At 44.1% G+C, this 14,396-nt stretch carries 11 protein-coding genes; 3 read left to right on the top strand and 8 right to left on the bottom strand.

Going from position 1 to position 14,396, the window contains the following annotated elements; genetic code table 11:
• Window positions 1–169: 169 nt before the first annotated feature.
• The 7 genes from HMPREF2626_RS00100 to rpsF form a co-directional block, all read right to left on the bottom strand.
• Complete coding sequence (locus HMPREF2626_RS00100) at window positions 170–1,462, bottom strand: adenylosuccinate synthase (RefSeq protein WP_070616417.1); 1,293 nt, start codon at window positions 1,460–1,462, stop codon at window positions 170–172.
• Between the two features lie 75 nt (window positions 1,463–1,537).
• On the bottom strand, window positions 1,538–2,914 hold the full coding sequence (gene dnaB, locus HMPREF2626_RS00095; protein ID WP_067973592.1) for a replicative DNA helicase: 1,377 nt from the start codon (window positions 2,912–2,914) through the stop codon (window positions 1,538–1,540).
• 128 nt (window positions 2,915–3,042) lie between these two features.
• Window positions 3,043–3,495: a 50S ribosomal protein L9 gene (gene rplI, locus HMPREF2626_RS00090; RefSeq protein WP_070616415.1), complete on the bottom strand. Its 453-nt coding sequence runs from the start codon at window positions 3,493–3,495 to the stop codon at window positions 3,043–3,045.
• A 2-nt stretch (window positions 3,496–3,497) separates the two neighbouring features.
• A complete protein-coding gene (locus HMPREF2626_RS00085; protein WP_070616413.1) occupies window positions 3,498–5,519 on the bottom strand; it encodes a DHH family phosphoesterase in 2,022 nt (673 codons plus the stop codon).
• Between the two features lie 2,633 nt (window positions 5,520–8,152).
• On the bottom strand, window positions 8,153–8,392 hold the full coding sequence (gene rpsR / locus HMPREF2626_RS09895; protein WP_083272419.1) for a 30S ribosomal protein S18: 240 nt from the start codon (window positions 8,390–8,392) through the stop codon (window positions 8,153–8,155).
• A 26-nt stretch (window positions 8,393–8,418) separates the two neighbouring features.
• Window positions 8,419–9,009 carry a single-stranded DNA-binding protein gene (gene ssb, locus HMPREF2626_RS00080; protein ID WP_070616411.1) on the bottom strand — a complete coding sequence of 197 codons (591 nt, stop codon included), beginning with the start codon at window positions 9,007–9,009 and terminating at the stop codon, window positions 8,419–8,421.
• Between the two features lie 33 nt (window positions 9,010–9,042).
• Window positions 9,043–9,333: a 30S ribosomal protein S6 gene (rpsF, locus tag HMPREF2626_RS00075; protein ID WP_067973608.1), complete on the bottom strand. Its 291-nt coding sequence runs from the start codon at window positions 9,331–9,333 to the stop codon at window positions 9,043–9,045.
• A gap of 240 nt (window positions 9,334–9,573) precedes the next feature.
• Between rpsF and HMPREF2626_RS00070 the strand changes: the two genes are divergently transcribed.
• The gene (locus HMPREF2626_RS00070) at window positions 9,574–10,446 is read left to right on the top strand and encodes a fumarylacetoacetate hydrolase family protein (RefSeq protein ID WP_070616409.1); all 873 of its coding nucleotides are present in this window, start codon (window positions 9,574–9,576) and stop codon (window positions 10,444–10,446) included.
• On the opposite strand, the gene HMPREF2626_RS00065 is transcribed toward HMPREF2626_RS00070, so the two are convergent.
• Window positions 10,436–10,732 carry a hypothetical protein gene (locus tag HMPREF2626_RS00065; RefSeq protein ID WP_070616407.1) on the bottom strand — a complete coding sequence of 99 codons (297 nt, stop codon included), beginning with the start codon at window positions 10,730–10,732 and terminating at the stop codon, window positions 10,436–10,438. The two genes, HMPREF2626_RS00070 and HMPREF2626_RS00065, sit on opposite strands and share 11 nt — an antisense overlap.
• A 170-nt stretch (window positions 10,733–10,902) precedes the next feature.
• On the opposite strand from HMPREF2626_RS00065, the gene HMPREF2626_RS00060 reads away from it, so the two are divergent.
• Together HMPREF2626_RS00060 and HMPREF2626_RS00055 are read left to right on the top strand one after the other, a co-directional pair.
• Window positions 10,903–12,621: an ABC transporter ATP-binding protein gene (locus HMPREF2626_RS00060; RefSeq protein ID WP_070616405.1), complete on the top strand. Its 1,719-nt coding sequence runs from the start codon at window positions 10,903–10,905 to the stop codon at window positions 12,619–12,621.
• Entirely contained in the window at window positions 12,614–14,362 is a 1,749-nt protein-coding gene (locus HMPREF2626_RS00055) for an ABC transporter ATP-binding protein (protein ID WP_070616403.1), read from the top strand. The genes HMPREF2626_RS00060 and HMPREF2626_RS00055 overlap by 8 nt, the downstream gene beginning before the upstream one ends.
• The last annotated feature ends 34 nt before the right edge of the window (window positions 14,363–14,396 follow it).

The raw sequence follows: 14,396 nt of genomic DNA, 5'->3' as shown, positions 1-14,396 counted from the left end.
GCGGAGACTTGTGAAGTGACACGAAAGCTGCCAGTCTGAACCCGACTATAGTGAAAGCAAGGGCATTTGCTTAGATAAGAAGCTCATCCCAAGCAAGATAGCAATCCAAACTAAAAGGCAGCTAAGCGAGAAATGATTGGTTTTCTCGCTTAGCTGCCTTTTTATCTTCTTAGCTATTCCAAATATCATTCAAAATATTAGTTTGTTCGCGATCAGGGCCGACAGAGAAGGTAGAGATTTTAACCCCCACTAATTCACTGACGCGTTCCACATAACGACGGGCATTGTCAGGTAGGTCATCAAGGCTCTTGCAAGCTGTAATATCTTCTGACCAACCAGGCAGCGTTTCATAAATAGGGGTACAATCAGCCAATTCTTTAAGGCTGGCAGGATAGTAATCGATGCGACTGCCATCTGATTTCTCGTAAGCCACGCAGATCTTCACTTCTTCCAGACCAGATAAGACATCGACACAGTTCAAGCTGAGATCGGTTAAGCCAGAGATACGTTTAGAGTGGCGCATCACCACAGCGTCGAACCAACCTACCCGGCGTGGCCGACCCGTTGTCGTCCCATATTCATGACCCACTTCGCGGATGCGGTCGCCTACTTCATCAAAGAGCTCAGTTGGGAAGGCCCCTTCCCCCACTCGTGAGGTATAGGCCTTGCAGACCCCAACCACCTTATCAATCTGGGTTGCACCGATCCCGGTCCCAATGGTGGCGCCCCCAGCTACAGGATTTGAAGAGGTCACAAAAGGATAGGTCCCTTGGTCAATATCCAACATATTACCTTGGGCCCCTTCGAAGAGAACCCGTTGCCCTTGGTCCATCAACTGACCAATCAAATAAGAAGAATCCGCCACATAATCTTTAACTTCTTGACCATAAGCATAGTAGCTTTCAAAAATAGAGTCAAAATCTAAAGCTTGTCCTTGGTAAATCTTTTCAATGACTTGGTTATGATAAGCAAGATTTGCCTTTAATTTTTCCGCAAAGCTATCCTTTTCTAGTAAATCACAGAAACGAATCCCGATCCGAGCTGCTTTATCAGTATAAGCAGGGCCGATCCCTTTAATGGTCGTTCCAATCTTTTGGTCGCCCTTAGCTTCTTCTTGGAGTCGGTCTAATTCAATGTGGTAGGGCAGGATGACATGGGCCCGGTTGGAAATCCGTAAGCCGCTCGTGTCTACACCATTCTCCTTAAGATAGTTCAATTCCTTGACTAAGGCTTGGGGATTGACGACAACCCCATTGCCAATAATGGATAACTTATCTGGCGAGAAGATACCAGAAGGAATGAGGTGGAGGGCAAATTTCTTCCCATCGAATTGGATGGTATGGCCGGCATTATCTCCGCCCTGGTAGCGGACAATAGCGCTAGCCTCCTTAGCTAGGAAGTCCGTAATCTTCCCTTTCCCTTCGTCTCCCCACTGTGTTCCAACAACAACAATTCCAGACATAATTCCAAGTCCTTTCTCGATTGGCTTATCCATAGATTGGATAGTATTTTTGACGCTACAACCGTCTTTACTCCCCTACATCTCCGCTTCATCTCGGAAACTTACCGAGGAGAATTTATTGAATTCCTTAGTGAAGATTAATTTCACTGTCCCGCGGGCCCCACTCCGGTTCTTCTCAATAATCACTTCAATAATGTTATTATCAGCATCCGGATTCTCTTCCTCTTCGCTGCCCTCTCTTTGATAATAATCCTCACGGTAAAGGAAGGCAACAATATCCGCATCCTGCTCGATCGAACCGGATTCCCGGATATCACTGAGGACAGGCCGCTTATCCTGCCGTTGCTCCACACTCCGAGAAAGTTGGGACAGGGCAATGACCGGCACACTCAGTTCTTTAGCTAATTTCTTTAATTGCCGAGAAATCTCAGACACTTCCTGCTGGCGGTTCTCGCTCCGCCGGCTCCCTTCGATCAACTGCAAGTAGTCAATCACAATCAGGTCCAAGTCTCCCTTCTCTTGCTTGAGTCGGCGCGACTTAGCCCGAATATCTGTCACCCGGATCCCTGGAGTGTCGTCGATGTAAATCTCAGACTCCCCTAAAGCCCCCATGGCAACGACTAGGTCAGACCACTCTTGCGGCTCTAAACGTCCCGTCCGCAAACGGTTAGCATCGATACTACCTTCCGCACAGAGCATCCGGTTAACCAAGGATTCGGCCCCCATTTCCAGGCTGAAGATGGCCACCCGACCATTCTGCTTGGTCGAAATGTTCTGAGCTATATTCAGAACGAAAGCCGTCTTCCCTACCCCAGGCCGGGCCGCAAGGATAATCAACTCATCCGGGTGCAAGCCCGTGGTCATCTTATCAAGATCAGGGTAACCCGTCGCAATCCCCGTTACCGCCTCATGCTGCTTGGACAATTCTTCAATATGTCCAATCGATTCCTGGAGCACCTGGGAGATATGGATAAAACCATTACGATTGCGATTTTCACTCACCGCTAGGATTTGCCGCTCGGCCCCATCCAGGATGGTCGTCAAGTCATGTTCCTCACCGTAAGATTCCTTCTGAATTGTATTGGTCGCATGGATCAGCTTTCTAAGGATCGACTTCTCTTCGACAATCTTGGCATAGTACTCCGCATTCGCTGCCGTCGGTGTCTTCTCAGCAATTTCAAAAATATAGTCAGCCCCACCGATATTCTCCAGCATGCCCCGGCTCTGCAGATCTTCCTGGATCGTCAAGGCGTCAATCGCCTCATCCCGGTCATTGAGTCGCTGCATAGAGCTAAAAATCAAGCGGTGGCTTCTTTTATAAAAATCTTCTTCACTGACAAATTCATTGACAGTTGTAAAAATATCCGGTTCAAGTAGGATTGAACCCAATACTGCCTGCTCAGCTTCAATATTCTGAGGAGGAATACGTTCTATTAAGTCACTATCAGCCATGATTTCCTCCTTCGTCATAAATCAAGTCATTTAGGCGTTAATAATTATACTAAAAACTTCAGCTCATGAAAATAAGCCAGGGCAAAAAAAGCCCTAGCCCATTCAATTCTCATTCTTTTTTAAATTTTCTATTCCTCAACAACATGTACCCGGATCGTCGCTTCAACATCCGGATGTAATTTCACAGGCACGTTCCGATAGCCAAAAGCACGGATTGGGTTGGGTAATTCAATCTTCCGTTTATCGATCTTAATCCCATATTGGTCCTTCAAGGCTGTCGCAATTTGCTTAGATGGCACAGAACCAAAGAGACGGCCATCTTCGCCACCCTTAGCCTTAACTTCAGCAACCGTTTCCTCATCTTCTAGAAGGGCCTTTAATTTTTCAGCCTCTGCCTTTTCTTCAGCGGCTTCTTTGGCTTCTGCCTTTTGTTTGCCTTTTAGGGCAGAGATGGCACTATTGGTCGCTTCTTTAGCTAGGCCTTTTTTAATCAGGTAGTTTTGCGCATAGCCGGTAGAAACTTCCTTAATTTCACCTTTTTTACCTTGTTTTTTAACATCTTGTAAGAATATAACTTTCATCCTTATTCCTCCTTATCTTTTGCTAAAACTGCTTTCAACTGGTCGACCGCTTCACTCACCGTCACATCGGAAATCTGTGTGGCAGCATTGGACAAGTGGCCGCCACCTCCCAGTTCTTCCATGATCGTTTGCACGTTGACATTTCCCATACTCCGAGCCGAAATGCCGACCCGACCGTCATTACGTTGGAAGACAACGAAGGAAGCGGCTATCCCATTCATGGACAAGAGGGTATCCGCTGCCTGGGCAGCAATCACAGTGGCATATACTTGACCATCTGGACCCTGAGCAATCCCCATATTGGGCTCAACATACTGGACGCTCTCGATCAATTGGCTGCGGTCGATATAATCATTGAGATCCTCCTTCAAGAACTCTTGGATGAGGATGGAATCGGCCCCATTAGACTTCAGATAAGAAGCCGCATCAAAGGTCCGCGAGCCCGTACGCAAGGAGAAGTTCCGTGAGTCAACCATAATCCCTGCCAACATGATCGTCGCTTCCAAGCGATTAACCGGACTGCCTTCTGGATTTTGGTATTCAAAGAATTCCGTAATCAGTTCGCAGGCCGAGGAAGCATAGGGCTCAATGTATTCTAAGAGAATATTACTGGCCACTTCTTCACCCTTCCGGTGGTGGTCAATAACCACAATCCCATTAACCGCTTCAATTAATTCAGGGGCTACCGTGATAGAAGGCCGGTGAACATCCACCAAGAAGACAAGAGAGTCTGGTTGGACCATCTCTTCGGCCTGGCTTGGCGAAATAATAGCCTCTGCATTATCTGGATCTTGGCGCAATTCTTCAATTACCCGCTTAATATCTTGGTTGATTCGATCTTCATTCACCACGATATAGCAGTGGCTATCATTCATCTGAGCAATACGCCGAATTCCCACGCAAGCACCAATAGCATCCATATCGGGATAATCGTGCCCCATAACAAAGATAGTCTGATTTTCCTGCATCATCTTGGCAATCGTATTGGCTATTTGCCGCGACCGCACATGGGTCCGCTTAACCATTGGATTGGTTTTTCCCCCATAGTAACGGGCCTTTTGGTTCTTAACTTTGATGACAACTTGATCACCTCCACGGCTCAAGGCCAGGTCCACATTGGCTTGGGCTTGGTCCCCAATTTCGCTAATACTTAGCGGATCATCCATCTCACGGTAAGAAATCCCAATCGATAAGGTCAGTGGGAAGTTCCACTTAGAAGTGGCTTCTCGGATTGTATCGATAATCTGGAATTTATCCTCTTCCATCTCTTGCAAGGCCCCGTAAGTCCCGATGAGAAGGAAGCGGTCATCGTCCAATTCTTTAACAAAACTATTATACTTTCTTCCCCAAGTCGACAATTGCTTGGTCATGTAGTTATCGATCGTTGACTTGCGGCGGTCATTCAAGGCCGACATGATTTCATCATAATTATCCACCAAAATATGGCCAATAATCATACGATTGTTGCTGGCTGCTTGACTGATTTCGCCATATTGGGTCACATCCATAAAGTACATGGCCCGTTGATCGCGCAAGAGACCGACATCAAAGAAACGATCCTGCCACTGAATCCGATCCGTGGATTGACCTTCTTCTTCATATAAACGATGAAAAACTTCGGCTAAATCAGCATCGATTTCTTCAAGTTCATGGCCAATCAAGTCATTACGGTCAAAATACTTTAATAAGTAAGGGTTCACCCAGTCGATCAAATTATCATTCGGATTAAACAAGATAATACCAATCGGCATCTGCAATAAAATTTCATTCTGTACCGATTGCAAACGATTTTCGAGCCGCTCCATTTGTTTAGCAAACTCATATTCCAGGGCATTCCAAGCATAAAGCAAGACTAAAGCTACTAAGATAACCAATACGAGGATGAGAGCCCCTAATTTCACACTAGAGATAAAGGCTAGGATGGCACAAGCCAAGAGTAAGAGTGCAGCAATCCCAATCGCAAGAGAAATGCGACCATCTTTTAATTCAGGATGCTGCTTAGACTGCTTGTAATTTTTTTGCATGATCTACTCCTTCATTTCATATAAGGATATTTTAACACACTTAGCTTATTTTTAAATTAATTTCAATCATCTCTATTATACCGTGAAATAGGCAAAAAGAAAAGGATTAAAGAACATACGTTCCCTATATAAAATGTTACACGTGAAACAAAATAAAGTCACTTTTTTGGTAAAACAATTAATTAAGCTTCATAAGAGTCAAAACAGTAAAAACTTAAAATATTATCTTTATATATTAAATAAACACTTTCTTTTTGCTTGAATTCTCGCTTGCTATCAATCATTAAGAAATATTATTGCTCAGCTATAAAAAAATCAGTTTTACTATTTCTATCTTTTATAAATGTTCCACGTGAAACACTAATACTGATTCCAACTTATTCAGCACTCAATTTTAAAATGTTTCACGTGAAACATAGCTGGAAAAAGTTAATAGGAAAGATATTAATCATTACGAAAAAGAAAAACTAAGCATTTATATTACAAAAGCAATAAGATATGGACAATAGCTTCATAGTGAATTAAAGTCGATTTTGATATTTTCATTTCAAGCATTCAAAACTTGACGATAAAAAAGAAGGACTAAAGAGAATAAAGCATTAGATATCAAAGTGGAACTCTTTCTTTAACTAGACAGACCTCCCTGTATGAAATATTTTTTTTAAGTCAACTACAAATTAAACTTCTGTCATCAACCAAGCTAAAGATTTCCCCATAATTTTTACCACGTATAGTTTTGTCCATAGCAATGTTAAAAGTGTCATGAAACACGGATAATAATAAGTGGTTCTATGCTAGCTAGTTAGCTGATTCAGAACTAACTACTCAACAGTAAGCAATTATAATCTGTCTAACTTAAAAGTTTTCGCCTCCTCCCAATTTCAACGATTGAGCTTATAAATAAAGATTAGCTGTCATAGATATGATTAACAATTACAATATCCAATAAGATAAACAAGAGACAAACATCTACAATCATTGTTTCACGTGAAACACAAATAGCAAAATTACTTTAATAACACGATTAAGTAGAAATAGAAAGGATCACACTTTTATTCAGTAATTAATTATTCTCCACTGGCCTCCGCTTGGATAAATTAATTTAATATTGCTAGTCTTTACAACTAATTGGTATGGAGAATTAAGATGATGCTATTTAGACCTTTCGATGACTTGAAATCACTTCAAGTCGAATCTTGCGAGCCCAACTCAACAACTATACCAGGAGTGTGAATGTAAGCATTGTCCGCTTAGCTTTTGTTCACTGGAGTAAGCCATCAGAATTAGAACACTCTTCAAGACTTGACTGTGTGTCGGAGACTTGTGAAGTCACATGAAGGTTAGGAAAATGAATCCAACTACTAACTATGTCCAATCCTTTACCAACAGTTTTCCATAGTTAACAGATAAGTTGTGCTATAGCTGATCGAAAGCTAGAGCGAATTACAGATATATATTCCGAATTCAGGACTAATAGACTTTTGTCACACGCTCTTATAGAATTAAAATAAATCTATTTTAACCTACATATCACATTCAATATCTTTTTTAAAGAAGACATTTTTAGAGAGAAGTATTAGCTATAGTCAATATAGTCAACAATACTGTTTTCATTAACTTGAAATCTAGCCCTAGATTCTAGATGTCTTCCATATTTAGTAAAAGGCTTCTGTGGCACACAGTCTATTGTTCCACGTGAAACATCGAAGTGGGTTAAGTAAAGCTAGCAATATATTAGCAACTAGTGGACAACATTTATTTACTAATTTTAGGAAAGCATTGTTTATTTACTTACGGCTATTAACATCACTAGCAAAATATAAAAAAAGAGAGACGATAGTTCTTGCATTCTTGAAGAAAAATCGTCTCTCTTTTATTTATTACACAATCTGATGATTCAATAATAGGTATTCTTGCTTAGGAAAGTATTATATTTAATCATTTATATTAAGATTATTTTGGTCAAAGTTATCCCAAATCTGCTAGGAAGTTAGATCTTTTCATTAACTTAAGACTAATTCAGTATTTTTCTTGGACTATGTATTCTCAAAAACTCAGCAATGGAGAATAAGCCAATTCATTATATTACGCTATCATATTTCCCTTTATAGTCCCAATTAAAAAACTTCATTTTGTTCCATGTGGCACATTAAAAGATCTACTCACATCGCTAATCATTTTTTAGCTAGAAGAACTTATACACAGCTTTATAATAAAAAGAAAATTTTATACTTATCCACACTAGACGAGAGGAACATCATTTCTTATTTTTATCCACAATTCAAGGATATCCACATTAGGTTTATACTTTTCCATATTTAAGTACTTTTTTATCTAATAATCAATAATAATGCTATAAATAAGAACATACGTTCCTACCAACGGACAAAACCCCTGTTTCCCAAACTTCTTATCCACAAATCAACAGGTTTGTCCACTTACGAACAGTCTTGTGGATAGTTGCTGTGGACAAGTTCTAGGCTGTTTCACGTGGAACAATCCACAGTTAGCCTCATAACTATCCACACCTGTGCATAAATAGAATTAACATGTGGAAAACTCTTGTTTTAGGAACATATGTTTATACACAGGCATAAAAAAAGCACCCGGTTGATACCCGGTGCTCTCTTCTATTAGTCCTGAACGGTAAATGGTAATAAGGCCATTACACGTGAACGTTTAATAGCAGTTGCTAAAGCACGTTGGTGTTTTGCACATGTACCAGTTACACGGCGAGGTAAGATTTTACCTTTTTCAGAAATATAACGTTGTAATAAATCTGTATCTTTAAAATCAATATGATCTACATGGTTAGCGCAGAAGAAACATACTTTTCTACGTCTACGGCCACCACGACGACGATTTTGTGCCATGTTCATTATCCTCCTTTATTCCATTTTTAGAATGGCAGGTCATCATCGGCAATATTAATCGAGGCCCCATCATTGTTAGACGATTGGTTCTGGTCGTTGTTACCAGAAGCAAATGGGTTGTCATTGCCAAATCCGCCTGCACTAAACGGAGAAGAATTATCATTAGAGGCAAAAGGATCTTGATTTGCTTGGGAAGCAAATGGATCTTGATTTTGGTTTGATGAACCAAAGTTATTGCCTTGGTAAGCATTGTTACCATATGAATTATTGTTAGATTGTGGACGACTTTCAGTAACTGATTTTGGCTCTAGTAAGCTGAAATTATTAGCTAAAACTTCTGTTACGTAAACACGTTGTCCTTGTTGGTTTTCGTAGTTACGCGTTTGAATACTCCCTTCAATTCCGACGAGGGAACCTTTCCGGGTAAACTTAGCAAAATTTTCGGCTGACTTACGCCACATCACACAGGAAATGAAGTCTGTCTCAGTTTCACCCTGTGAATTACGAAAGTTGCGATCACAAGCTACTGTAAAGTTAGCAACAGCGATGCCGCTTTGCGTATAACGTAAATCGACTTCTCGAGTTAATCGGCCAACTAATACGACATTGTTAATCATATGATAATCCCTCTCTCGTAATCTTAGTCTTCATTAAGCTTCAATTTTAGTGATCATGTGACGTAAAATGCCGTCGTTGATCTTAGCGAGACGGTCAAATTCGTTGATGCCTTCAGCATCTTCAGCTTCACATTCTACGATATGGTAGATTCCTTCGCGGAAATCTTCAATTTCGTATGCGAAACGACGTTTTTGCCAGTCTTTTGATTCAATGATTGAAGTCCCATTTGAAGTTAAGATATTGTCAAAGTTTTCAACTAAGGCTGATTTTGACGCATCATCTAAATCTGGACGGATAATGTATAAAACTTCATATTTAGTCATTGGCTTTCGCACCTCCTTTTGGTCTTGTGGCTCTCCTCATTAGAAAAGAGCAAGGAGAGTATATTCATACTCACAATATTATATTTTAACAGACTGGGAAAAATGACGCAAGTAATTGCTCAGTATTTTTCCATAATTATTTCTCTGATGGCTTCTGGGGCCCATCTAGCATTTTAGGGGCATTCCACCAAGCGATGGGCTATAATGAAGATAAGAGCTTTTATTGAAAGGGGTTTTTCCATGCAATTCTTTAACTATCTCCACCAGGGACAAGCTAGTCTAGGTGCTTACTTAAACGACAAACACTACGCCCTCAGTGACTGGATCTTAGACCATGAGAATTTGATGATCCATTCGATTGATGACCTCCTGAAGGCTAACCAGGCCAAGGCCTTAATCGACAGACTCAGAACTTTAACAAGCCAAGACCTGCCCCCCTTAGAAGGGGACTTTGACTTTCTACCCGCTGTGTTAGCACCAGAGAAAATTCTCTGCGTTGGGCTCAACTACCAGGACCATATCGATGAAGTGGACCGGTCGGATGCTCGGGAGGAACCGACGATCTTCTCTAAGTTTAATAATGCCTTGGCAGCGGCTGGACAAAAGATTCCTTTCCCAAGTTATGGCAGCCAGCTCGACTATGAGGCTGAGCTTGTCGCAATCGTGGGGGAAGAAATCAAAGACATCCGACCAAAAGATTTCCGGACAGACATGATCTTTGCCTATACGGCAGGTAACGATCTCTCCTTGAGAGACCGGCAATTCGCCAGTAGTCAGTGGTTGGTCGGGAAGACAGGAGATGGTTTTGCGCCAGTCGGACCCTATGTCAGCTTGTCGGACCAGCTTGATCCCCAGCAGCTCGCCATTAGCTGCCAGGTGAACGGTCAGACGGTCCAGACCGCTTCGACCCAACAAATGATCTTCAGCATTCCTGAAATTGTCAGCTACCTATCCCGTCACATGACACTTAAGCCGGGTGACCTCATCTTCACTGGGACGCCGGATGGGGTAGTTGCCGGTAAAAAAGCTGAAGACCGAGTCTGGCTGCAGCCGGGTGATCTGGTCTGTGTGACAATTGAAGGGATCGGCAGACTGGAGAATACTATTGCTTAAGCGAGTCCTTCATTTGCGCTAGTTTGACAAAAACTGTCAGGTAGATGAAGGCTGCCACAATAAGTAATAAATAGGCTGGTAAGTGGAAGAAATAAACAATAACTAAAATAAAGGCTAGAACCGTTCCAGCAAATAGGAGGCTAACACCCAATCCCTGGGCAAGTAGGTGGTTGTGGTCGGTCTGGTTTTGGTCAAGACTGTAAAAAGCGATCCGATCCTGCTTCAGTGCCCAAAAACCAAGTCCTAGGGTCACTACAGCCAGGATAAGAAAGATAAGATAAAGCATCACGAGCCCTCCTTTCTTAGGCTTAGCTATATTCTACCGGATTTATTCTCTTGGCTGCAAATGGGAGGACTGAGTTCTTTTATTCGCTTGCTGGCCTCGCTTGTGATAAAGTGGAGGGTACGCAATTATGATCAATAGTGATCGTTTGATTAGATTGGAGGCACTCGATTGTGCAAGTATTTGCTTACCTAAGAGCTTACCGTTGGCGAATCTTACTCGTTATTTTACTGACTTTCGGAAATGCTCTGGGTGAACTTTTTCTACCCAAATTAATGTCTACGGTGGTCGACCAGGGGGTGGCCAATGGGGATACCCAGCTGATTCTTAGGATAGGGGGCGTCATGTTGCTCGTTGTTCTTGTGACCGTCCTCTGCCGAGGCTCAGCCGCCTACCACTCAGCTAAGGCAGCTATGGGCTTCTCCCGGGACGTACGCCACCAAATGTATACCAAGGTCAACCACATGACCTTCGATGAGACCGAAGACTTCGGGATTTCCTCTTTAATTACCCGAACAACGGATGATGTCAATCAAATTGAACAAATGGCCTTGATGGGCATGCGGCCCTGGGTCCGGGGACTCTTAATGTTTGTGGGTGGGCTGATTATGGCCCTGACCACCAATCTCCGCTTGTCTTTTGTCATTTTTCTCAGTTTACCCTTAATTCTAATCGGGACCTATATTGTCTTTCGAGTGGCCTTGCCTTATTTTCCTAAGTTGCAAGCCTATCTCGACCGCATCAACCTGCTTTTCCGCCAGCGTTTGACGGGGCTGCGGGTTATTCGAGCCTTTTCCCGTAACCGTTATGAAGAAGAAATCTTCAGTGAGGCCAATGAGGACTACTACCAAACCGCTCTCAAGGTGAACCGTATTATGATTACCGTTATGCCTCTTTTGACCATTATCTTGAACTTCTCCCTAGTTGGGGTGGCTTATTTTGGTTCTCACCTGATCGACCAGGGGGACTTGCAGATTGGAGATATGATGGCCTATCTCCAGTACATTACCCAGGTCCTTTCGGCTTTGATTATGATCTCCCACCTCTTAACCATGCTGCCGCGGACCTTTACTTCGGCCCAGCGGGTGAATAAACTCTTGACCTATCCAACGCGTGAAATTGGGGGGCAGACTTCCCTCCAAGAGCCGATTCAACGGATTGAAGCCCGTGAGTTGACCTTCTATTACCCAGGCGCCAATCTGCCAGCCTTAAAAGGGATTAACTTTAGCATCGAACGTGGCCAGACCCTGGGCATTATTGGGGGAACCGGATCAGGGAAGTCGACCCTACTCAAACTCCTGCTCCAATTCTATGATCCAAGCACCGGCCACTTACTCATTAACGACCAAGATATTGAAGACTTAGAAGCCGCTAGTGTGCGCGACCAGATGAGCTATGTGCCCCAGCAAAACTTCTTCTTCACCAAGTCCATCCGTGACAACTTGTCCTATAGTAACGAGGGAGTTAGCGACGATCAATTGCTTAATAATCTAAGCATTGCCCAGGCTCGTGATTTTCTGCCCGCAGAAAACCCACTCGACGAAGCTATGATTCGCGGGGGGAACAACTTCTCGGGAGGTCAACGCCAGCGTCTAGCCATTGCCCGGGCCTTGAGTCGTCAGGTTCCTGTCTATATCTTCGACGACTCCTTCTCTGCCCTCGACTATCAGACGGACTATGAGCTCCGCCAGGCCCTCCAGGAAGCCCTAGACCAGGCCATCTTAATTATTGTCGCCCAGCGTGTGGCCACAATCCGCCATGCCGATAAGATCCTAGTCCTCGATAATGGCCAGGTCAAAGGTTTCGGCAGCCATGAGGACTTGCTAGCTCATAATCAAATTTACCGTGAAATTGCCCTAAGCCAAGGAGAGGAGGCGGCTGACCATGACTAAGAAAACACAAAAAACTTTACCCCGGCTCCTTGCCTATCTCGGCCAATACAAGCTCTTCTTAGGGCTTAGTGTTCTTTCTACCTTAGTTATCGCTGCTTGCGATATCATCGCCCCACGCATGATGGGGGACCTAACCAGCCAGCTCTTCCACGATGTCCAATCGGGCCAGGCTATTAACTTCCAGGCTGTAGCTAGGCTCTGTGTAATTTTATTGGGGATCTACTTGGCCCTTGGTATTTTTAATTTCATCCAAGGCCAACTGCTCACTTATATCTCTCAGAACTTTATCCTAAGGCTCAGAGAAGAAGTCTCCCGTAAAGTCAAACACATCCCCCTAGCTTACTTCGACCAATCCCGTACAGGTGATCTCTTGAGTCGGATGACCAGCGATGTCGAAATTTTGGGTAAGAATATCCAACAGACCATCAGCCAAGTCTTCTATGGGATCATTCTCCTCCTAGGTATCATCGTGATGATGCTCCGGATTTCCGGTGTCATGACAGCTATTTTCTTCATCACCATACCTATGAGCTTCTTTGCTACTCGATTTATTACCAACCGGTCGCAGAAATACTTCCGTGCCAAGGCAAAAGGACTGGGAGCTATGGTCGCCTACGTTGAAGAAAGCTTTACTGGGACGGACCTGATTAAGGCCTATAACTATGAAGACCGGGCCGACAAAGAATTCCGTACCTACAATGACAAGCTCTATGATGTGTCTTACAAGGCCAGCTTTATGGCGGGGGTCCTCCTACCTGTGATGACTTTTGTCAGCAACATGGGCTATGTCGCTATTGCCATCGTCGGCGGCCTCCTCGTCCTCAACCGGCAGATACTCGTCGGGGACGTTTTGGCCTTTATCCAGTATAGTCAGAAGATGACTCGCCCCATCAATACCATGGCAGAGATGGCCAATCTCCTCCAAGAAACCCTGGCTTCGGCCGACCGGGTCTTTGAATTTCTGGATGCACCTGAAGAAGTCGACTGCGATGAGGCACGAATTGAATCGCCTATCGAAAGCATCAGCTTCGACCACGTGGGCTTTGCCTATGAAACCGGCCATCCCATTATCAAAGACCTGAGTTTAGAAGTGGACCAGGGGCAAACGATTGCCATTGTGGGGCCAACGGGGGCCGGTAAGACCACCCTGATCAACCTCCTCTTGCGCTTCTACGATGTCAGCAAGGGGGCGATCCGGATCAACGGAACAGACATTCGCCAGGTACCGCGCGATAATCTGCGCCAACATTTTGGCATGGTCCTCCAAGACACTTGGCTCCTCCAAGCCAGTATCGAAGAAAACATCCGCTATGGTAAGTCCGGAGCTAGCCAAGAAGAAGTGATCCAGGCGGCCAAACAAGCCTACTGCTACCACTTCATTGAGAGCCTCCCAGATGGCTTCGACACCCTACTCAACGAAGAAGCCTCCAACATCTCCCAAGGCCAACGCCAGCTCCTCACCATTGCCCGGGCCTTCATCTCGGATCCTGATATCCTCATCCTGGACGAAGCTACCTCCTCCGTCGACACCCGGACAGAAGGCCTCATCCAAGAAGCCATGGCCAATCTCATGACCGGACGAACCAACTTCGTCATCGCCCACCGCCTCTCCACAATCGTCGACGCCGACCACATCCTCGTCCTCGACCAGGGGGACATCGTCGAACAAGGCAGCCACCAAGAACTCCTCGCCCTCAACGGCACCTACGCCAAACTCTACCAAAGCCAATTCGCTGAATAGAAAGGGTGAGAGGGAGCGCGGGTAGAAGTGGACC

Source organism: Aerococcus sp. HMSC062A02 (genome assembly GCF_001809535.1).
Lineage (GTDB): Bacteria > Bacillota > Bacilli > Lactobacillales > Aerococcaceae > Aerococcus.
The sequence above is the reverse complement of the archived record's forward strand: the minus strand, read 5'-3'. Positions and strand labels throughout refer to the sequence as shown.